Raw genomic sequence first — 19,432 nt, 5'->3', positions numbered from 1 at the left:
GGTGTGGTGATGGTTAAGTGGGGTATGGGTATAGCGGTTGTATTGGCTCTGCTTAGCTATTGGGAGTTGGCATTACTGGCCGTTATTTGCATTCCAATTATCATGGTGGCTATCCCTACCATGGTTATTACAGCAGGTGCTATGCTAGGTGTACTGCTCGCCAAAGGGCTATTGATATTATTGCTAATCTTGATCTTTGGGTAAAATGTAAGTGGCGTGGGGTGTGTATGGATTACCAAGACTTCAATCAATTTTGTAGCTCATTTAAGGCAACTGATCATGTTGTGCAATGGGGTAATGCTGATGTTTGGAAGGTGGGTGGCAAAGTATTTGCTATTGGTGGGTGGAGTAAAGACAAAACACCTGCGTTCACATTCAAAACCTCCGACCTGAATTTTCAGTTTCTAAGTGATCATGAAGGATACATACCTGCACCGTACTTTGCCAGTCGCGGAATGAAGTGGATTCAACAGGTGGATACCAGTGGCCATTTGGATGAGGAGCTCAGATATTATCTGTCTGAATCTTATCGCTTGGTTGCCCTTGGCCTAAGTAAACGTAAGCGTGCTGAGCTAGGCATCGACATCTAGTATGTTTTATTTATTTACTTCTACATCTCACTAAGACAACTTCATTGTGCTTGTCTCTATCAACTTGTACTAAACTAACTCATCTGACCACCCTTGAAGCTTGCTATATGTTTCTTAGCGTGGTTATACAGTTAAAGGAGAACCAAGCATGTACCCATTTTTGCGCCTTGCCAAAGTGTATTGGCAAGCACGAAAACAATCGTCACTAAAAATAAGTGATAAAACCACCACTTATTTTTCTTGTCGTCCATGGGATCTTGATATTTTCAACGAACTAAACAATGGCCGAGTGTTAACCCTTTACGATCTCGGGCGAACTGCGCTGGGTATTCGTTGTGGGCTGATGAAGGTATTAGCAAATAAACGCTGGGCATTGGTCGTAGCAGGCAGTTCGGTACGTTATAGAAAGCGAATCCACATGTTCAACAAGATCACTATGCATACCCAATGTGTTGGTTTTGATGATAAGTGGCTTTATGTAGAACAATCTATGTGGGTAAAAGGACAGCCTTGCTCTTCGGTACTAATACGAGCCGGTGTGACATCTAAACAGGGTATTGTGAGTCCAAGCGAGGTGCTAGAAGCGATGGGCGAATCCAACTTGTTTGGCGAATTGCCACTTTGGGTTAATGAGTGGGTAGATTCAGAGCAGCACCGTCCATGGCCACCACTCGATGGTGATATTGAGGTTGAACCGCAAGCAGAGAAGGCGTGATTATATTTGGAAGTTGCTACAATAAAGCTTCCAAGTACTACCTTCGATGAATACTAAAAATGCGCAGCCCATCCCAGCAAGAAGCCTTGTGATGCGGTGTTGTAAGCAAAGGTATCACCGTTGTCGTAGTCAACCCATGTGGATTTGTATCCTAGATTTAAGTTTGACCAATCGTTGATGGCGTAGCGCACGCCAGTTTGTATTGAGCTAGTAAAGTTTGTATCGCCACTCAACCCGATATCGCCATTGAAATAGAAATCCCAACTCGCGCTCAGTGGTGTAGTGAGACGCGCCCCAATTAAATAATCAACCCAATCTACGTCTAAGCTTTTTGAGTTATCTATTAAGCCGTTTTCAGATCGAACTCGTGAATCAATATCATTGTCCCACCAGCGAATACCAGCCATATAATCTACAAAGCCAAAATCATACTGATAGCGCCTGAAGACCTTAGCTTCTAAAACACCTTGTCGAATGTCCATACTCCCACTAACAACATTTAAATCTTTTTGCAGTAAAGAATCAGTTTTTCCTGACAGTTTCATAAAGCTGTAGTCGATATAAAACCCCCATGTATTCTTATAAACACTTTCCCAGTGTGCCATTGCCCCCATATCAATCTTATCCATGATGAATTGGGGGTCGACATCCACGTCTGCAGAGAGGTTATTAATCTTACTGTCGCCACGAATATTCAAAGCAAGAGCATATATTTCAATTGAGTGTTGCCAATTGGAATTGGGAGTATCTGAATCGTTAGCGAAAGCATCTGAAGCAAAGGTTAGAGCGAACGGTAAAGCAAACATTGAATGATAAGTATATTTTTTCATTGGTCCACGAATCCCTGTGTATGAAAAATAAAAACTAGTGTTGTGAGTATCTTAGTGAATTTCAATTATCGACATTAGCTAAGTATGGCACAGCCTAATAAAAGCAAAGGAGGAAACGATTATTTCAACTAAAGAGAGATAAGGATATGAACAAAGCAAGAAGTCTTGGTATAGAAACAGAAACTAGGAATACTTGCTTATTGGCGTAATATGGTACGAGAATGGACTATATGTTCGCATATACTTTGCCTCCAAATTTTATCTTTACTAGGTCTGTATGAGCGATTGTGATGATTCGGGTATTTTTGAAGACATACTCAATTTTGTCGGCACTATGTTTTTATTTTATGTGTTTTTCAAAGTCGTTGAGTTTGGAATAAAGCTAGTCATAATTGTGATAGCGATGTTATTCAAATTACTTTATTTATCAATGAACGGTGTCTTGATTACAATTGATCACATTATTTATGATAAAAAAGATCGCGCGCTTGGTATTTCCTATGACTTAAAAGCACATCCACGCAATTCTAGGTGGTTAGTTAATCCAGTTAAAAGAAACATAATGGGTTTAATGATTGGTGTTGTTATCGGTGGTGGAGCTTTTATTGGCTCGCTACATTCTTTAGATTCGCCATCTGCTAAAGAACATCCCCCGTTTGTAGCAGCTCAAGTTAATGCAAAGTTGCTCAATGCAAGAACAAGTGCGACTACTCACAGTGATGTGCTTTTCCAAATTCCCGAATTACATGTCGTCAATGTATTGAAAAACAAAGGTACATGGAGCTATATAGAGATCAAAAACGACAGAGGGTGGGTGGCTACGCGCTACCTTTCGCAATCTCGAACCAAACCCTCAGAAGAACAAGCTAAATTACCCCAGTTTGTGTTGGCGACCAAGATGGCCAATGTTCGAGCCAAACCATCAATGAAGGGTGAAGTGTTGTTTAAACTCGCGGGAGACGGGCCAATTTTTGTGCTTAAAAAGAAAGGTAATTGGTCGTTTATTGAATCAAGAGGGTTTAAAGGCTGGATTGCTACGAATCTTTTAACAGCAGCTTAGTCTGGATATAGAGTTGCCTAGGTAACTCGCTATCAGCTTCATTTATTACTCTTATTGCCAATAAAAAAGCCCGCTATAAAAGCGGGCTTTTTAAAATTTGGTGGGTCCGGGCGAATTCGAATCGCCGACCCCTACCATGTCAAGGTAGTACTCTAACCAACTGAGCTACGGACCCAAATTTTTTGTTCAATACGATTACATGTTAATGCAAAAGGATGGTGGGTCCGGGCGAATTCGAATCGCCGACCCCTACCATGTCAAGGTAGTACTCTAACCAACTGAGCTACGGACCCATCTTCTTGAACGAGAGTGATGTTATCGATAAGCGGGGTAGGGTTCAAGCACAAATCTTGTGTTTGTGAACTGTTTGCCGTTTTTGTAATCGCCTAGGGTTGTTTTTGATTGAAATACGCTCGATAACGGCTTGCGAGTTACGAATGGCGGAGATAGCTCATAGAAGAGTTCTAAGGTGTTTGAATTCTGCTTCGATTTTGCCATCCTGATATAAGTGATTGTAACTATGTAGGAAAAGCAATGAGTCAAGCACAACAGTCTATCAATCTTGTTCGGATAGAAGACGTTAGATTTTTCGTTGATCTTTTAATGCAAATTGATTCAGATGCGTATCAACTTCTTCGTCAGGCGACCATCCCCAACGATATAAATAGTACTAACAGTTACGAGTGCCTGCCTGAAAGTGCTTTAATGAATGCGGTTGAGGTGCTAGGAGGGCATTATACGCCACAAGACCTTTCCGTTATTTTCTGGGAAGGTATTCGTAACAGTTATGTCCCTAACTTTATTGCCAACTTGGGTAAACATGAATCGGTCTTGGACGCTTGTCACCAATTAACCGAATTGGTCAAAGCGTCTTCACCTAATTCTTCAGTCTACCCTGCATTTATTGCAGGTTCATGGTGGTTAGTAAGAGAAAAGCAGGGACAGCATGAGTCTTGGTATCAAGATGCGGAGATTTTCTCCGTATTGTTTATGGTGGAGTTTGTTCGCGCAATTACTCAAGCAACTTGGACACCTGAACAAGTGACGTTGGTGTCCGAGCACAATGATGTTTATAGTCAGTTGCCTACATTACACAACGTGACTTTCATTTATCAACGCTCCGTGACAGCGATAAAGATCCCTGAATCTGTGATGCAGTCTCAGCCAACCTATCGATACTCTGCGTCTCACCTATCTAGTTCACTGCCTATTACTTACAAAGAACCCAACTTCATGGGGATTTTTAAGTTAGCCATTACTCCTTATTTATCTATGGGAAAACTGCCGATTAAGATTGCAGCAGAAATATTGAGAATACATGTACGAACCTTACAACGACGTCTTGAAAAAGAAGGTTATGTTTATCAACAGCTTATCGAGGATATGACCTATGAACTTATTATTGACGCCATGCAACACACGACCGATTCAATTACAACGATAGCAAATCGATATGGTTACTCTGATGCAGCGCACTTTACTCGGGCCTTTAAGCGACGTTATAAGCAAACACCGAGCGTTTTTCGAAAATCCCTCCCTATAAACAAGAAATCATAGTTATTCGCTTTGGTGTCATCAAATGGCAATCATGAAAAGTGGAATAACCCTAATATGTGTCCTAAGTTATTAAGTGTTACGCAACTTAACTTGTTGATTTTAAGTTTGAAAAGGTAACGGTAGGTATTCAGAACACCTACACAATAGCTTCATCGATAAAAGGATAGACCGCCACCCAAACAGGCGAACCACGATGGACAAATGAGTATGACGCTTTATAGGAAACTAAAATGAAAAACGTTTTGAAACTTACCGCAGTTGCTATGTCTTGTTCGCTGGCGTTCTCTGCCTCTGCAGCTACAACGATTTTTAAGAATGTAGATATCTTTAATGGTACAGAAGAAAAGTTGTACGAAAACCATCATGTAATGGTGGTAGACAACAAGATTGCTCAAATCTCATCAAAAGAAATTACCGCGGAAGATGCAACAGTAATTGATGGCGAAGGCAAAACCTTGATGCCAGGTTTGATTGATGGTCACGCTCATATCATGATCAACTACAACTTCAGCGACATTGAAACAAACAAAGATTTAACGGACATTTCTATTCATTCAGTTCAAGTGGTAGAACGTTACCTTAATGACGGTTTTACAACGGTCCGTGATATGGGCGGTCCAGCATTTGGCCTAGCTCGTGAGATTGAAGCCGGTAATGTAGAAGGTCCTCGACTTTATCCGTCGGGTGCGTTTATTTCTCAAACATCGGGTCATGGTGACTTCCGTGACCGCAATGATGCTGGCTTCTCTCCAAAAACAGCTGGTGATCTTTCTAACTTTGAACGTATGGGAATTGGCGCAGTAGCCGACGGGGTACCTGAAGTTCAGAAAGCGACACGTACTAATCTGAGAAATGGTGCAACCCAAATTAAGATCATGGCAGGTGGCGGTGGTTCATCACGCTTTGATCCAATTGATACTGTTCAATATTCAGTAGAAGAAACCTGTGCCATCGTAGAAGCCGCCAAGGACTGGAACACTTATGTGGCAGCCCACACATTCAATGATCGTTCAGTGAATCGTCTTTTAGACTGTGGCGTTAAAACATTCGAACATGGGTTCTTTATTAATGACGACACAATGAAGCGTATCTCTAAAGAAGGGGGATATGTAGTACCGCAAATGTGGGGCTTATCTCCAGACTTAGCCAAAAACCCATTAATGCCGAAAGACAAGCTTCCTCTGGTTGCTAAGTTGCAAGAAGCGTACGGTGATTATGGTGAGCGCTTGATCAAGAACGATGTAAAAGTAGTGTTTGCGTCTGATTATGTGGGTGCTGATGCGGACGCAGAGCGAGCTCGTCGCTATGAAATCTACTGGCGTACACAGGCCTTTGGCAGCAACTATGAAGTACTAAAACAGATGACCTCGATTGCAGGAGAAATGTTAGCTCTTTCAGGGCCGCGTGGCACGACTCAAGGCAAGCTAGGTGTTATCGAGAAAGATGCCGTTGCCGATATTATTCTTGTTGATGGTAACCCACTAGAAGACATGTCAGTAATTGGCGCGACTGAGAAATGGTTTGATGCAGACCCTGAGTATAAAGAGATTGAAACGATCAAGTTAGTAATGAAAGACGGCAAGATTTATCGCAACAAGCTGTAATTCATCGTAGTTACTTAGATCTAATAAGGCAGGGATAATTCCCTGCCTTTCATTTCCAGAGGTGGTTGTAAATGAAGTTATTGAAACGAATTTTGCTAGGAAGCGCATTGTTATTATCGCTAAATGTTGTGGCTCAGGACATTGAACCCACTTATTGGCAGGACCTTGTTCCACAGTTAGAAACGGTTCAGGACCCATTTGCAAAATTGGATTCAAACCAACTTTATGATCTAGGTACGATAGCTCGCTTTCGCGATGCTAAAAAAATAGAGGGCTTTAAACCTTCTAAAGAATCGATAAATGAGATCAAAGCGCTAGAGTCGGATTTAAACAAGTCCGGTATTGATGTGGATGAGTTATTTTTCCAACGAGAAATGATTATGCAGCAGCGTAAAAAGTTGGCAACGTTGCCAAATGAAAACGTGTTGGATAAACAACATCGTATTCCGGGATTTATTACTCCTGTGGAAATGGAAGGCACTAAAGTCACTAAGTTTTTCTTAGTACCGACAGCCGGTGCGTGTATACATACGCCACCACCGCCACCGAATCAGATCGTGCTGGTGGAGTACCCAGAAGGGGTAGAGCTCGTCAGCCTACAAACTCCAGTTTGGGTAGAAGGTGAGCTATTTAATCAAAGCGTGAAAGCTGACGTAAACTACAGCGATGGAGCGAGTAATGTGGAAAGCGTTTATCACATGTCTGCGCAAGATGTGGAAATCTACCAAACTAACTAGTGTTTATTGCGTGGCGCATAAAGGGCGTCATGGTTTAAGAAATTAATTAAAATAGCATCAAATCAAAAAGTTACTAAGGTGTATCATGTTTAAGATTTCTCGACTTTCTCAATCTTGTTTAGCCGTTTTAGCCGCAATAGTGACAACCTCTGCTGTTGCCAGCGGAGCAAATTTTGAAGGACCAGATTCTGTAGAAAACACCATAGCCGCGCAAAAGGCTGACCAAAAACATTGGCGAGAAGTTCTATCTGATAAAGGCTTTACCTTTGGTGCTGACTATTTTGCGCTTGGAATGGCAAGTAGTAATGGTTCAAGCGGCGATGATGTCAGTGCTTCATCGGGTGTTGCTCGTTTGTACGGTCAATGGAACCTTGTTGGTCGTGACAGCGGTAATACAGGTAGTTTGGTGTGGAAAATCGAGCATCGTCATGCTTATTCTGATTATGCACCTAAAGATTTTTCTGGCATTACTGGCTCTCCTTTCAATCCCGATACATTGGGATATATGGGGTTAATGTCTCCTGCATTTAGTGAGCAAGGTTTTCGTGTTACTGACCTAAACTGGAAACAAAAAATAAATGGTGGTCGAGGTACCATTCAAATTGGTTGGCAAGATGTGACCAACTATGTGGATACCTATGCATTAGCGAGTCCGTGGACGGGCTTTTCTAATTTAGCATTCTCAACTGGTTCTGGTGTAATGGGCTTACCCGATGATGGTGTTTTAGCTTTGTCGGCAGGTCATATGGTAGGTGACAACTTCTATGTAGTTGCTGGTATTGCTGATGCTAACGGTGATTCTAGCGATATTTTTGACGGTTTTAATACTGTTAGTGATGGTGAATACTTCAAAACGCTAGAGTTTGGTTGGACTGCATCTCAAGAGCAGATTTATACGGAAAACTTCCATATCACTCTATGGCAAATGGATGGTGGAACTCGTCATAACATCGATGTGGATGGTGACGATGGACAAGGCATTAATTTCTCGTACAGTACGTTTGTGACACCACAGATTATGCCGTTTGTTCGTGGTGGTTTTTCCGAAGGTGGTGTCGCTCTGTATGATAAGTCAATATCAGCCGGTTTTGGTTATTTCGCTCTAGGTGGCGCTAACAATAATTTGGGTTTTGCGTTGAATTGGAGTGAGATCAATGATGAGTATTTCCTTGCCTCCGCAGCTAACAGTGATTCACAGGTTACCGCTGAACTGTACTACAACATGCAATTTGGCGATCATTTTCAAGTAACACCCGATATCCAGTTCATTGCTGATCCTGCATTCTCTACAGAAGATACGGCATTGGTGTTCAGTATTCGTGGGCGAGTGTTCTTCTAACGGGACAAATGAAAACATGCTTAAAAGGGCTCTGACTTGTCAGGGCCCTTTTTGCATTTTAAGTTAACTGGCTTTTCTTATTCGACTTGTTATATTAAATCAATCACTTGGTGCGATATGGATAAAAAGCATGACAGTACACATCAGACGTTCAGAGCCACAGGATGCAAAAGCAGTAAAAGCAATTTATGAATGTACCAATGCTTATAGAGGTACGTTGCAACTCCCATGCCCATCCTTGGCATCATGGGAGAGTCGACTGTCTAATGTCCCTGAGAATGTATTCTCTTATGTCGCACTACTAGACGATGAAATCGTCGGTAATTTAGGCTTAGAGATTTGCACTAATGCGAGGCGCAGGCATGTGGCCTCGTTTGGAATGGGAGTCAAGGATCACTATCAAAGTAAAGGGGTAGGTACAGCATTATTGAGTCAAGTCATCGATCTTGCCGACAATTGGTTGAATCTAAAGAGATTAGAGCTGACCGTTTTTACCGACAATGAAAAAGCCATTGGTTTGTATATGAAGCATGATTTCATCATAGAGGGAGAATCTCATGCCTATGCGTTTCGAGATGGTGAGCACGCTTCGGTATATCATATGGCGAGAATTAAAAGTGAGTTGAAAACCCAAGTGAACTCGTAAGCTCAGTTTGTTTATCCATTTACCTATTGTTTGGTCACAATTGTCAACATTACGGAGTATCAAATGTCAGAACACTCAGCAATTGTCCGATGGAGGCGTGGTGAAACCGAAGTTTTCAGCGACAATAAGTACAGTAGGGGTCATATTTGGGAATTTGATGGTGGGATATCGGTTTTAGCTTCTGCATCACCTCATGTTGTCCCTTTACCACTTTCGGTTGAAGAAAATGTTGATCCAGAAGAAGCCTTTATTGCTGCATTATCTAGTTGTCATATGCTTGTCTTTCTCTCTGTTGCAGCTAAGAAGAACTATGTGATTGAAAGTTATACGGATAACGCCGTAGGTACGCTAAGTGAAAATGAAAAGGGCAAAATGGCAGTAACTCAAGTAATCCTACGCCCTAAAGTCGTATTTTCCGGTGAGCGTATTCCAACAACTAAACAGCTAGAAAAAATGCACCATCTGTCTCATGATAATTGTTTCATCGCCAATTCAGTAGCAACAGAGGTAATCACAGAAATTATTGCTTAGCAAAGCATCATACGCTTAGCGAAAACGATACATTGAGAGTCAATGGCAGTATACGGGTCGGTCAGAAGAGAATTTATAAGCGCAGATTGGTGTTGTGAAAATTTGACAACATCTTGCTCTAAGCTTAAACAGAATAAGAGGCGAACTTAGGTTCACCTCTTGAAGTGTTCTTGTTTTAGTTCTCACAAGCTTCGTAATTGGGCTTACGTCTATTCATTGCATACCAAATTAACGGCAGAGACATAAACAATGCCATTAATTGCAATGAACCGATAGGCAAAAAGTTGAGAATACCGATCAGCATTGATGCCCCTGCCATTTGGAAGAACCCGAGTAAGGAAGCTGCAGTACCTGCTCTCTCAGAAAAGGGAGCTAATGCCGCACCACAACAGATTGCTAAGGTAAGACAAAAACCAGTACTTGCAATAAACACCGGGCCCATGAAAGCTATAGGGCTTTCAACATCTTGTAATAGCAATATTGAAGCCGCTGCGATTGTACACATACTAATTGCGAGCTTTAGCGCTCTCGCTTGACCTAAGCGACGTATGATCAAAGGCGCAGTAAAAGAACCTAATATGTTGATAATCGCATTGCTACCAAACCATAGAGAAAATGTGCCTGGATCTAAATCAAGTTCAACCATTAAACGTACAGGAGCTATGCTGACAAACGCAATAATGATGGCCATTGCTAGCATGACAAGCCCAGTGTTAAACCTGAATGTTTGGCTTTGTAAAATAGGTTGGTATTGTTTCCAATTGATCAACTTGGGGCTAGATATGGTATTCGCAGGTCGCGTTTCCGGTAAACGCAACAAAGCAATTAGGGTAATCAATAGCGCATAGCCCGCCATGAAATAGAACGTTGCTCTCCAGTCCCATGTTTCACTCAACCAACCCCCTAGCATTGGTGCCAGTGCGGGTATGACACAGATAACACCATTAATGTAGCTGTAGATATTCGCTGTTTTTTTGGCGCTGTAACTATCTCGAACGCCAGACATGACGCCAACAGAGACTGCGCAGGTACCTAAGCCCTGTAAAACTCGCGCTAGCCATAATATTTCTATTTGCATTGCTAGAGATGCGACAGCGGAACCAAGGATGTAAAGCAATAAACCACTTAAAATGAGTGGTCTACGTCCATAACGATCAGCCAAAGGGCCTGCTAGTAATTGACCCAAACCTAAAGCTGCAAGAAAAAGTGTGATAGTGGTTTGAATGTTTGCCATTGGCGTTTGTAGATTGTTAGCCATTTGCGGAAGAGCAGGGAGATAGATATCTATTCCCATAGGGCTTACGACGATCAGTAGTAAAAACAAATAAAGAGGTGCTTTCTGTTTCATGTGTATCTTTGTTTGTGTGGTGTAGGGCGGCAGTGTATCAATGTTGCGATATGACTAATATTGAATTATTGTCATCAAATACTTTCTTAAATGGAATATCTAGTGAAGCTAGACCATATCGATTTAAATCTTCTGAGATTGATGCTAATTCTTTTAGAAGATGGGAGTGTTAGTCGTGCGGCAACGCGATTGAACCTCAGTCAGTCTGCCGTCAGCAAGCAGTTAACAAAATTACGAGAGCAGCTGGGTGCTGTACTGGATGATCCACTGTTTATACGTACAGGTAGAGGCTTAACGCCAACGGCGAGAGCCTTAAAGCTGGAAACACCGCTTCGTCAATGGTTAAGAGATTCTCACATTATGTTGCTTCCTGAATCCTTTGATGCGACCAATGATGAGCGTACCTTTACTATTAGCATCTGTGAGACTGCGTTCCCTGTTATAGTCCCTAGACTTATGCCCAAACTGACTCAGCTTGCACCAGGCATGCAACTTAGCATCGTCCCAAAATCTAAGGCAAGTTTGAATCATTTGAATCAAGGTGACTTGGATTTACTTATAGTGGCAAGAGACACGGACCAACGTGTAGAGGCGCCTTATCATGTTTCTGATCTTGATGAACAGCCTAATCTCGAACTCTATCGAGACAATCATGTCTGCTTGGTTAGCCAATCACACCCGATATGTTTAAATGCATGGGACGAACATGCATTTTTGGACTCGGACATTATTCGAATCTTTGTAGAGGAGAGTGAATTTTGGCTGTTAGACCGTGTAGCAGCCGAACAGGGTCAAAGATTGAAAGATAAAGCTAAAGTACCTGATTTTCATAGTGCAGCGTTATTGGCACAACACACCAACATGTTATTTGTCTGCACCTCTATCTTTGCGAAACAATTGGCTCAAAGATATACCCTTAGACCGTTACCTCTACCGTTTGAGTTAAAGCCTGTAAGTTACCGTATGTTATGGCCGAGTATGTTAGAACGAGACTCCGCACACCAATGGCTTAGAGAGTTAATTTCAGAGTGCTGTCATGATCTCTGATAGTAGGTGTTTAAGGCCATCTTTAAAAAATGCAGTCATAACAGATAGCAGTGAGTTCAGTAACTTTGTCTGTCTGCGTCTTGAGTATAAATCGAGAATTTGCAGCTATGACCAAGAATAGCTAAGTACAACTCTAAACAACGAGTTATTCCTGATGCCTTCTATCGGGAATCTCTTTCCACTCTGTATGCTTGATAAGGTCCCCGATAAAAACTTCGGGGACGACGGCTTATTTGGTGTGTCGATGTAGTCTCTGTCCCGTTTAAGCTGACTGAGGGGAGGACATTCGAAGTTAAAGTTGTGATTAAACAATAGTCTAGTGGTATTCCATCTTTGATTATTCTCATCACTCCAAGAAACAAGTCATTCCCGAGGGCTTCTATCGGGAATCTGTTTTCACTAAGCAGACTTTGTAAGATCTCGAACAAAAACTTCGAGGATGACGGCTTATTTGGTGTGTCGATGTAGTCTCTGTCGCGTTTGAGGTGACTGAGTGGAGGACATTCGACGGTAAAATCTTTATTAAACAATAGTCTAGTGGTTTTCCATCTTTGACTATTCTCATCACTCCAAGACACAAGTCATTCCCGAAGGCTTCTATCGGGAATCTATTTTCATTAAGCAGACTTGGTAAGGTCCCTGATAAAAACTTCGGGAATGACGGCTTATTTGACATATCACTGCACTTATAGCGCCAAGCTTAAGCCGACTAAAGGGATTCGAAATAGTAATTATCGCTATAGATGAATCATTAGCGATTTTGAATCAAAAAGGGTTGTTGTAAGAAAAACAGTCGCCCATCCAATAGTTCTAGATGGGCATTTGACTTGTAGATTAGTTACGGCCTGCCATCACGCCGCCATCAATATCCCACACAGCACCAGTAACCCAGTCTGTTTTTTCTGATAACAAAAATACGATTGAATTCGCCACATCATGAGCAGTACCAAAGCGTCCGATAGGATGAAAATCGTTGAATCCTTGAAGAGCGGTAGGAACTTCTTCTTTGGGAATAAATCCTTCATAAATCGGAGTGTGCACAACAGCTGGAGACACAGCATTTACACGGATGTTATGTTGTGCCAACTCCATAGCTAGATTCTGAGTCAGCGAATGTAAACCTGCTTTTGCCATTGAGTAAGCGGAAGATGGAGTTGCTGCAATAGCTTGTTTAGCCCACATTGAACCAACGTTTACGATTGCACCTGTGCGCCCATTAGCAATTAGATTAGACGCTACTTTTTGAGTGATGAAGAAAGTTGCTCGGTTGATCTTCATATATTGATCGTAATCTTCTTCCGAGTGTTCCAAGAAAGGTTTAGGGAAAAATACACCTGCCGCGTTTACGAGGAGGTCTACATCAGAATGTTTTTCATCGATAGCTTTTAGTAAGTTATGTACTCCATCTTCTGTTTTGAGGTTTGCAGTTAAAGCTTCTACTTCACCAAATTGTGAAAGTTCTTTTCGAGATGCCTCAGTTTTTTCAGGGCGGCTTCCAACAATAATTGCTTTACCGCCTTCTTCTAAGATCATCTTAGTTGTTTCATAACCCATACCACTAGTGCCACCAATAACAAGAAGTTTCTTACCAGAAAATTGTTTGCTCATTTGTCTATCTCTCTTTTTACGTTCAATAATAAAAATCTAAGGTGCACGTACTAAGGTGCTGCAAAGATAAAATTCATTGCCGATTGCTAAGTTGCAACCGACATTAATTGGTATGACATGACTTTTGGAGAGACCATGTCTTGTTGGATGGATTTTTGAACAATTTGATTAACTCTACAAACGAGTTAATCTGTTAGTACGATAAAGAAAAAATTTAGCGCTATGAAAATACCTGTACATCTGAATGCACTTAAAGCATTTGAAGCGAGTGCAAGACATCGAAGTTTTTCTGGAGCTGCAAGTGAGTTATATGTCACTCCTGCGGCGGTAGGGCAGTTAGTCCGATCATTAGAAGATTGGGTAGGGGAACCACTTTTCTATCGCTCTAACAGTGGCAAGTACCGTCTTACACTTACTGAGACTGCGCAAAGGGCTTTACCTGATATTCAACTTGGGTTTGAAAAACTATCTCTCGGCCTTGAGCATATGCAAAAAACCACGACGGTTGGTGCGTTAAATGTGACAGTAAGTCCTGCGTTCGCGGCAAAGTGGTTGCTACCTAAGCTTCATAGATTTCAAAGCCAATGGCCTGATATTGATGTGCGCTTGGATATGAGGCTGAAATCTGTGGATTTTTCTTCTCAAAATATTGATATTGGTGTCCGGTATGGACTGGGGAAATGGCCAGGACTTGATGCTGAGAGATTGATGACGGAAGAAGTATTTCCAGTGTGCTCTCCCATATTATTGGGAGGAGAAAAACAATTGTCGAAACCTAAACAAATACTTAAGCACACTTTAGTTCATGATTTATCTGTCGCTTCTCATAAAAGTTTTCCAACTTGGGAGCAATGGTTAGATAAAGCAAGCGTTTCTAATACTGTAGCGGAGCATAATTTAAGAATAAATAACTCTGCTGCTGTGCTTCAGTCTGCTATTGATGGGGTAGGCGTTGCTTTAGCTCGTAGTGTTATGGTTCGAGATGACCTGGTTTCTGGGCGTTTAGTACGTTTATTTCCCGATATTACGTTCGATTCCCCTTTGGCATATTATATTGTATATCGTCGAGAGAGCTTTGAGCTATCGAGGGTGCAAGCATTTAGACAATGGCTACTCAATGAAGTTAATGCTAATCATTATTAAACCTTGCGAAGCGCATTTTTGTACTTTTCTAGTAGCTTTTCGATATATATAGACATGCTGGAAGTGCTCAAATCACCTCGTTTTTTTAGCTACTTAGCGTAATTTTTCTTTTTGTTCGATAATCTGCAATACCATAGCTTTGGCTGACTGAACCATCCTAATATCCTGATAAACCAACAGCTTAGACATAAGTCCTTCGTAAATAAGTTCTATGTGAAATAGCTGGTCTGAATCATAGCAACCTATCAATTCCAGCCTAGACAAAAGCTCATGTTGTACTGCTTGTTTGTGTTTCTTTGCCGCAATGTGTATGTCATGTTCGAGCTCGGGATACTCACGACACATGTTTACAAAGATACATCCATGAAACAAACCTGCGTTAATGACCTCTTCAAGTTCTGTAAAAAACTGCAAAAAGAGCGCTTTAGGGTCTGTAATATCAACTCTATCTTGCTCCCAGTTAGCTTGCACTCTATTACTAAATCTAGTTAGAGCTTCCACTGCTAAGGCTTCTTTACTGCCAAATTGATTATAAATCGTCTTCTTGGAAACATTGGCGTATTTTGCTATCGAATCCACACCCGAAGCACTCATCCCTTGTTCAGATACCAATGCGATAAAGCTATCAATTAAATGTTCACGTTTAGTTGTACTCATACTCATCTACGGATTGTTTTCCTTAAATTCATCATAACACGTAAATCTAAGATTACACAGATCGGTATAAAAGCGCCTTGTGCTTTTATACCAATGCTCATAACATTCAATTACACCGACCTGTGTAATATTTACTAACGAGGTTTAATAATGGATATATATAGTTTCCCATACTCACTTCCTTCATACCGTGCTCGCTTAGCCGCCTCAATGCTAGGTTTTGAATTTAATACCATTAATATTGATTTAATGGCAGGTGAGCAAAAGTCTGAGCATTACCTAGCAATCAACCCAATCGGAAAGATTCCTACTCTAGTTGACAGCTATAAAGGTGAAAAGCTTGTTGTTTCTGATTCAATGGCCATTCTTCGTTACCTGACTCGCATTAGTGAAAGCAGTGCTTGGTACCCTGAAAAACAATTGGATGTTGCAGCGAAAATCGACGTTTACTTATCTATGGTTGCAAATGAGCTATTCGAATCTGTAGAAAAAAGCCGAATCATCAAGGCATTCCAAATGATTGATGAAGCTGAATATCCAGCATGTTCATCTCTCGCTTATCAGTTATTTACTCAAATCGATACTGATCTTTCTAACTCTAAATTCTTGGCGGCTGATTACATCACCCTTGCTGATATTGCAGTTATTTCTACATTGATTTACTTCGAAGAAGCTGGTTTATCTCTAGATAATCATCCAAATATTCAACGATGGATGGCAGATATGAAGGGTGCTGAAGGCTTTGTTGCACCTACATTGTTGTAAGCCTACAGAGTCATTGCTCATAAGAGAAATGACTCCCTTTAACTTATCGGAATTATTATGAAAAGAACTCTAGCCGCAGATGTCGCTGTTATTGGTTTTGGAACCGCAGGCTTGAGTGCCTAGCGTGCAGCAAAGCTCAAAACGCCTCACTGTCAACAAGAGGACTGCAGTAGCTGTACTACAGGTTGCTAATTAATTTTAAATTTTTACGAGGTAATATTATGTCTAACGTTGATGAATCAAGAGCCGATCAAGTCGCTCTACTAAAAAATCTATTGAAAACAAATAACCGCGCTGTTTCTTATGCCGCATGGGCCGCCGCTTTTACAACAGGTAGCTCTTATGTTCGCGATCTTGTTGCAAATGAAATTGATGCTCTCTCTGAACTAGAAAAACGAGATGTAGAGTTCGCAATTGCGCGCATGGGCGTCACTAACCCTTATTTTGTCGCACGTCAGTTTGTATCTGTTGGTGCAGGAGGTTCATTGACGGCACTTAACTTCCGTGGTTTCCCACAACTTGATGTCCAAGATGATGCGGCTTATCATCACGCGTGTGTTGCTGTGTCTCTAATTAACGGTGGTTACGTTTGTCTTCGCTCACACGTCACTCAATTACAAGCAGCAGGCATTTCTGACCAGGATATCGATGTCACTATGCGTATTGCGGCAGCGTGCCACTCACTAAAAATCTTAGGCACTCTACCAGAGTAACCCTTAGGAAGTACATTATGTATGGATTCTTAGGAGCACTCGCATTTGTAGTCTGGGGATTAGTCCCCATCTACTTTCATGAATTAGGCCCTCACGAACCACTATTGATTCTTGCTCATCGTGTATTTTGGTCAGCACTCATCCTCGTTATTATTGGATGTGTTAAAGCTGAATGGATACCGAGTAAAAAAGAGCTCACTAGAAAAAGCATTGGATTGGCTGCGTTATCTGGCTTTTTCATGAATATATCTTGGTGTGGCTTTGTTTACGCTAGTGTTAGCGATAATTTAATGGCAGCGTCATTAGCCTTTTATATTACTCCTATTTTTGTATTTACAATTGGTTATGTGTTTTTTAAAGAAAAGGTCAAACTAAACCAAATTATCTCTTTAGTACTGATGGTTTCGGCTGTTGCTATCTATGCATTCTCTGACGGTCATTTCCCTGTTTTAAGCTTATTTATAGCTTTGTCTTTTGCTGTCTACATAGCATTGAAGAAAATGATGAATACAGGGACTTTCGGGAGTTTGTTGTTGGAACATATTTTGTATATGCCTTTTGCTTTATTTTATATCGTTATGCATTCCCAAAATCTAGGGTTTAATTTTGATTTATTAACGCTAGCGGGTACCGCACCACTACAGTTGATTCCTGTATTGCTAGTGACTATCTCTTTATTGAAAACCTCTCTAAGTAAAATGAGTTTGCTTCAATATATTGAACCTACACTCCATTTATTATTAGCGATGTGGTTCTTTCATGACCCTGTCTCTAACGGACAGAAGTACGCCTTGAGCATCATCTTTGTCTCAATTTTAATATCTTCGTTTAAAAGGGGATCTTTTAATCATGCTCACCATTGATACTCGAAATACAGAATATTTTATTCAAGCTCATATTTCCGACAGTGTTTTTGTTGGCTATGCAGAAGGCAACTTTGAATACTGGTTCAAGCAGGTAGTTTCAGACCCAACTACACAGTTCCGTCTAGTTACTGAATTGAACAAGCGCAATGAAATTTGCCGTAAGTTGAGAGAGATGAATTATGAAGGGTTTACTGTAGTTGATGACTCAAGCTTGTTCACGCAACGGACGACTAACATTAAGCCTACTGATTTAAAGAAAAAGCTTAAACAATGTCGGATCTTAGACGTGCGTGAAAGGGCTGAAACACAGAAAATTAAATTGGTAAGGTCTCAAAATATGCCTCTATCAGAAATCTTAAACGGAAAAAATCCAAAGCCAGATCTTGAATACTATGTACATTGTGCGGGTGGGTATCGTTCTTTGATCGCTATATCTTGGATAAACCATAGTAAACCTTACAACCTCATCAATATACAAGGCGGTTTGGAGGCTCTAAGGGCGACATTACAAGAAGATCTTTTTGTTATCTCTCATCAGGAATTTGATAAAAAGTGACACACTAAACAAAATTCTAGTTTCAACTAAAATTTAATCGTAGGTTGACCATATTGACGATTAGATACCGACCCATACGATAGCAGAGTACGCTAAATACTGACTACAGATACTGTTGGCACGGAGCGTACGTCATATTTTGATGAAAGCTTTAATCACTTGCATTGTGTTTGATCGAGATATCCCCTAAAACCACACCTAACTTGCGCATGTAATGCGCTCTCCTTCCATCCTATAAGTTTCCCGATAGCGGAGGCTAATTATGTCGTTACGAAACTCTGTCACTTTAATTACATTTGTGTGTTCTGTAATTGAGTCTGAAGCAGCCACCTCTAACGAGGTGTCAGTATCATTGATGCTAGCTAAGTCCTATCAAGGGGAAGAGCTTAATAGTCATTATCTTGTGAGTGAGAAATTTGATGGTGTTAGGGCTATATGGGATGGGACTAGGTTACGTACTCGTGGTGGCATAACATTAACAGCGCCTAGTTCTTTTACTGACCAGTTGCCTAAGTTTGCTGTTGAAGGAGAATTATGGGCAGGTCGAGGCAATTATAACCAAGTTCAGAAAACGGTATTGGATGCGATACCCAATGATTCAGACTGGGGCACTATAACCTATTTGGTGTTTGATGAATTAGATAGCCTGGCTACCTTTGAAGACCGTTATGCCGAACTTTTATTATGGAAGACTAACGCGGGTGCTAGTGCTCATCAGATACAAATAATAGAACAGCTTCCGTTTCAATCTAATGCCCAGTTAAAGCAACAGTTACAACAGGTGACTGAACTCGATGGAGAAGGGCTGGTGGTTCGTCATAAACAAGCGGTGTATGTTGCAGGTCGTAGCGATCTGCTGTTCAAGATAAAGAATCACCAAGATGCTGAGGCGAGGGTTATTGGGTATAAGCTAGGCAATGGGAAATATCAATCGCTGGTGGGGGCACTTCATGTCGAATCCCCATCAGGTATGCGGTTTTATATAGGCAGTGGGTTAACGGATGAACAGCGGAAACATCCGCCTAAGCTTGGCGCCGAGATTACATATCGTTATAACGGCACAACCGAAAATGGTGTGCCGCGTTTTGCTCGCTTTTTAAGAGAGCGAAAGGTGCATTAG

At 41.2% G+C, this 19,432-nt stretch carries 21 protein-coding genes and 2 tRNA genes; 17 read left to right on the top strand and 6 right to left on the bottom strand.

From position 1 onward, the window contains the following. Positions 1-9 precede the first annotated feature (9 nt). The 3 genes from OCU48_RS06845 (at position 10) to OCU48_RS06835 (ending at position 1,305) form a co-directional block, all read left to right on the top strand. Positions 10-204 carry a hypothetical protein gene (locus tag OCU48_RS06845; RefSeq protein ID WP_141345266.1) on the top strand — a complete coding sequence of 65 codons (195 nt, stop codon included), beginning with the start codon at positions 10-12 and terminating at the stop codon, positions 202-204. A gap of 23 nt (positions 205-227) precedes the next feature. Beyond that, on the top strand, positions 228-590 hold the full coding sequence (locus OCU48_RS06840) for an MmcQ/YjbR family DNA-binding protein (protein WP_141345265.1): 363 nt from the start codon (positions 228-230) through the stop codon (positions 588-590). Between the two features lie 148 nt (positions 591-738). Further along, positions 739-1,305, top strand: a complete 567-nt coding sequence (locus tag OCU48_RS06835) for an acyl-CoA thioesterase (RefSeq protein ID WP_141345264.1) — start codon at positions 739-741, stop codon at positions 1,303-1,305. A 53-nt stretch (positions 1,306-1,358) separates the two neighbouring features. Here OCU48_RS06835 and OCU48_RS06830 read toward each other — a convergent pair whose 3' ends face one another. Continuing rightward, on the bottom strand, positions 1,359-2,135 hold the full coding sequence (locus OCU48_RS06830; protein ID WP_141345263.1) for a hypothetical protein: 777 nt from the start codon (positions 2,133-2,135) through the stop codon (positions 1,359-1,361). Between the two features lie 277 nt (positions 2,136-2,412). Here OCU48_RS06830 and OCU48_RS06825 point away from each other — a divergent pair, with 277 nt between their 5' ends. Further along, a complete protein-coding gene (locus tag OCU48_RS06825; protein ID WP_141345262.1) occupies positions 2,413-3,195 on the top strand; it encodes an SH3 domain-containing protein in 783 nt (260 codons plus the stop codon). Positions 3,196-3,293: 98 nt separating this feature from the next. Here OCU48_RS06825 and OCU48_RS06820 read toward each other — a convergent pair. Both OCU48_RS06820 and OCU48_RS06815 read right to left on the bottom strand, forming a co-directional pair. Beyond that, positions 3,294-3,370, bottom strand: a tRNA-Val gene (locus tag OCU48_RS06820). A 41-nt stretch (positions 3,371-3,411) separates the two neighbouring features. After that, positions 3,412-3,488 (bottom strand) — tRNA-Val (locus OCU48_RS06815). Positions 3,489-3,729: 241 nt separating this feature from the next. On the opposite strand from OCU48_RS06815, the gene OCU48_RS06810 reads away from it, so the two are divergent. From OCU48_RS06810 to OCU48_RS06785, 6 genes are all read left to right on the top strand, one after another. Further along, positions 3,730-4,752 (top strand): helix-turn-helix transcriptional regulator, encoded by a 1,023-nt coding sequence (locus OCU48_RS06810; RefSeq protein ID WP_141345261.1) that lies wholly within the window; start codon positions 3,730-3,732, stop codon positions 4,750-4,752. A gap of 230 nt (positions 4,753-4,982) precedes the next feature. Continuing rightward, positions 4,983-6,356, top strand: coding sequence for a metal-dependent hydrolase family protein (locus OCU48_RS06805; RefSeq protein WP_141345260.1), 1,374 nt, complete (start codon positions 4,983-4,985; stop codon positions 6,354-6,356). Between the two features lie 71 nt (positions 6,357-6,427). Next, complete coding sequence (locus OCU48_RS06800) at positions 6,428-7,093, top strand: DUF3299 domain-containing protein (RefSeq protein WP_141345259.1); 666 nt, start codon at positions 6,428-6,430, stop codon at positions 7,091-7,093. Positions 7,094-7,178: 85 nt separating this feature from the next. Beyond that, a complete protein-coding gene (locus OCU48_RS06795; protein ID WP_141345258.1) occupies positions 7,179-8,432 on the top strand; it encodes a carbohydrate porin in 1,254 nt (417 codons plus the stop codon). A gap of 130 nt (positions 8,433-8,562) precedes the next feature. Further along, a complete protein-coding gene (locus OCU48_RS06790; RefSeq protein ID WP_141345257.1) occupies positions 8,563-9,078 on the top strand; it encodes a GNAT family N-acetyltransferase in 516 nt (171 codons plus the stop codon). A 63-nt stretch (positions 9,079-9,141) separates the two neighbouring features. After that, complete coding sequence (locus tag OCU48_RS06785; protein ID WP_141345256.1) at positions 9,142-9,609, top strand: OsmC family protein; 468 nt, start codon at positions 9,142-9,144, stop codon at positions 9,607-9,609. Positions 9,610-9,784: 175 nt separating this feature from the next. On the opposite strand, the gene OCU48_RS06780 is transcribed toward OCU48_RS06785, so the two are convergent. After that, a complete protein-coding gene (locus tag OCU48_RS06780; protein WP_141345255.1) occupies positions 9,785-10,957 on the bottom strand; it encodes a multidrug effflux MFS transporter in 1,173 nt (390 codons plus the stop codon). A 102-nt stretch (positions 10,958-11,059) separates the two neighbouring features. Here OCU48_RS06780 and OCU48_RS06775 point away from each other — a divergent pair, with 102 nt between their 5' ends. Beyond that, a complete protein-coding gene (locus tag OCU48_RS06775; protein WP_141345254.1) occupies positions 11,060-12,004 on the top strand; it encodes a LysR family transcriptional regulator in 945 nt (314 codons plus the stop codon). An 834-nt stretch (positions 12,005-12,838) separates the two neighbouring features. Here the strand turns inward: OCU48_RS06775 and OCU48_RS06770 are convergent. After that, positions 12,839-13,612 (bottom strand): SDR family NAD(P)-dependent oxidoreductase, encoded by a 774-nt coding sequence (locus OCU48_RS06770; RefSeq protein WP_141345253.1) that lies wholly within the window; start codon positions 13,610-13,612, stop codon positions 12,839-12,841. A 222-nt stretch (positions 13,613-13,834) separates the two neighbouring features. On the opposite strand from OCU48_RS06770, the gene gcvA reads away from it, so the two are divergent. Next, positions 13,835-14,755 (top strand): transcriptional regulator GcvA, encoded by a 921-nt coding sequence (gene gcvA / locus OCU48_RS06765; protein ID WP_141345252.1) that lies wholly within the window; start codon positions 13,835-13,837, stop codon positions 14,753-14,755. A 93-nt stretch (positions 14,756-14,848) separates the two neighbouring features. Here the strand turns inward: gcvA and OCU48_RS06760 are convergent, their stop codons facing one another. Then, on the bottom strand, positions 14,849-15,418 hold the full coding sequence (locus OCU48_RS06760) for a TetR/AcrR family transcriptional regulator (RefSeq protein WP_141345251.1): 570 nt from the start codon (positions 15,416-15,418) through the stop codon (positions 14,849-14,851). Between the two features lie 144 nt (positions 15,419-15,562). On the opposite strand from OCU48_RS06760, the gene OCU48_RS06755 reads away from it, so the two are divergent. From OCU48_RS06755 to OCU48_RS06735, 5 genes are all read left to right on the top strand, one after another. Beyond that, positions 15,563-16,177 carry a glutathione S-transferase family protein gene (locus OCU48_RS06755; RefSeq protein WP_141345250.1) on the top strand — a complete coding sequence of 205 codons (615 nt, stop codon included), beginning with the start codon at positions 15,563-15,565 and terminating at the stop codon, positions 16,175-16,177. 221 nt (positions 16,178-16,398) lie between these two features. Beyond that, positions 16,399-16,890, top strand: coding sequence for a carboxymuconolactone decarboxylase family protein (locus OCU48_RS06750; RefSeq protein WP_141345249.1), 492 nt, complete (start codon positions 16,399-16,401; stop codon positions 16,888-16,890). Positions 16,891-16,907: 17 nt separating this feature from the next. Then, complete coding sequence (locus tag OCU48_RS06745; RefSeq protein ID WP_141345248.1) at positions 16,908-17,753, top strand: EamA family transporter; 846 nt, start codon at positions 16,908-16,910, stop codon at positions 17,751-17,753. Beyond that, positions 17,740-18,312: a rhodanese-like domain-containing protein gene (locus OCU48_RS06740; protein ID WP_141345247.1), complete on the top strand. Its 573-nt coding sequence runs from the start codon at positions 17,740-17,742 to the stop codon at positions 18,310-18,312. The genes OCU48_RS06745 and OCU48_RS06740 overlap by 14 nt, the downstream gene beginning before the upstream one ends. Positions 18,313-18,574: 262 nt before the next feature. Beyond that, positions 18,575-19,432: a DNA ligase gene (locus OCU48_RS06735; protein ID WP_141345246.1), complete on the top strand. Its 858-nt coding sequence runs from the start codon at positions 18,575-18,577 to the stop codon at positions 19,430-19,432.

Origin of the sequence: Vibrio inusitatus (genome assembly GCA_024346935.1) — a bacterium.
In the GTDB taxonomy this organism is placed as follows: Bacteria; Pseudomonadota; Gammaproteobacteria; order Enterobacterales; family Vibrionaceae; genus Vibrio; species Vibrio inusitatus.
The sequence above is the reverse complement of the archived record's forward strand: the minus strand, read 5'-3'. Positions and strand labels throughout refer to the sequence as shown.

What these genes read in the sequence shown, in the direction of transcription:
- OCU48_RS06845 (WP_141345266.1), top strand. Translation starts at nt 10, where the DNA reads ATGGTTAAGTGGGGTATGGGTATAGCGGTTGTATTGGCTCTGCTTAGC.
- OCU48_RS06735 (WP_141345246.1), top strand. Translation starts at nt 18,575, where the DNA reads ATGTCGTTACGAAACTCTGTCACTTTAATTACATTTGTGTGTTCTGTA.
- OCU48_RS06750 (WP_141345249.1), top strand. Translation starts at nt 16,399, where the DNA reads ATGTCTAACGTTGATGAATCAAGAGCCGATCAAGTCGCTCTACTAAAA.
- OCU48_RS06825 (WP_141345262.1), top strand. Translation starts at nt 2,413, where the DNA reads ATGAGCGATTGTGATGATTCGGGTATTTTTGAAGACATACTCAATTTT.
- OCU48_RS06840 (WP_141345265.1), top strand. Translation starts at nt 228, where the DNA reads ATGGATTACCAAGACTTCAATCAATTTTGTAGCTCATTTAAGGCAACT.
- OCU48_RS06800 (WP_141345259.1), top strand. Translation starts at nt 6,428, where the DNA reads ATGAAGTTATTGAAACGAATTTTGCTAGGAAGCGCATTGTTATTATCG.
- OCU48_RS06770 (WP_141345253.1), bottom strand. Translation starts at nt 13,612, where the DNA reads ATGAGCAAACAATTTTCTGGTAAGAAACTTCTTGTTATTGGTGGCACT.
- OCU48_RS06780 (WP_141345255.1), bottom strand. Translation starts at nt 10,957, where the DNA reads ATGAAACAGAAAGCACCTCTTTATTTGTTTTTACTACTGATCGTCGTA.
- OCU48_RS06790 (WP_141345257.1), top strand. Translation starts at nt 8,563, where the DNA reads ATGACAGTACACATCAGACGTTCAGAGCCACAGGATGCAAAAGCAGTA.
- OCU48_RS06760 (WP_141345251.1), bottom strand. Translation starts at nt 15,418, where the DNA reads ATGAGTATGAGTACAACTAAACGTGAACATTTAATTGATAGCTTTATC.
- OCU48_RS06835 (WP_141345264.1), top strand. Translation starts at nt 739, where the DNA reads ATGTACCCATTTTTGCGCCTTGCCAAAGTGTATTGGCAAGCACGAAAA.
- OCU48_RS06740 (WP_141345247.1), top strand. Translation starts at nt 17,740, where the DNA reads ATGCTCACCATTGATACTCGAAATACAGAATATTTTATTCAAGCTCAT.
- OCU48_RS06805 (WP_141345260.1), top strand. Translation starts at nt 4,983, where the DNA reads ATGAAAAACGTTTTGAAACTTACCGCAGTTGCTATGTCTTGTTCGCTG.
- OCU48_RS06830 (WP_141345263.1), bottom strand. Translation starts at nt 2,135, where the DNA reads ATGAAAAAATATACTTATCATTCAATGTTTGCTTTACCGTTCGCTCTA.
- OCU48_RS06745 (WP_141345248.1), top strand. Translation starts at nt 16,908, where the DNA reads ATGTATGGATTCTTAGGAGCACTCGCATTTGTAGTCTGGGGATTAGTC.
- OCU48_RS06755 (WP_141345250.1), top strand. Translation starts at nt 15,563, where the DNA reads ATGGATATATATAGTTTCCCATACTCACTTCCTTCATACCGTGCTCGC.
- OCU48_RS06785 (WP_141345256.1), top strand. Translation starts at nt 9,142, where the DNA reads ATGTCAGAACACTCAGCAATTGTCCGATGGAGGCGTGGTGAAACCGAA.
- OCU48_RS06810 (WP_141345261.1), top strand. Translation starts at nt 3,730, where the DNA reads ATGAGTCAAGCACAACAGTCTATCAATCTTGTTCGGATAGAAGACGTT.
- OCU48_RS06795 (WP_141345258.1), top strand. Translation starts at nt 7,179, where the DNA reads ATGTTTAAGATTTCTCGACTTTCTCAATCTTGTTTAGCCGTTTTAGCC.
- gcvA (WP_141345252.1), top strand. Translation starts at nt 13,835, where the DNA reads ATGAAAATACCTGTACATCTGAATGCACTTAAAGCATTTGAAGCGAGT.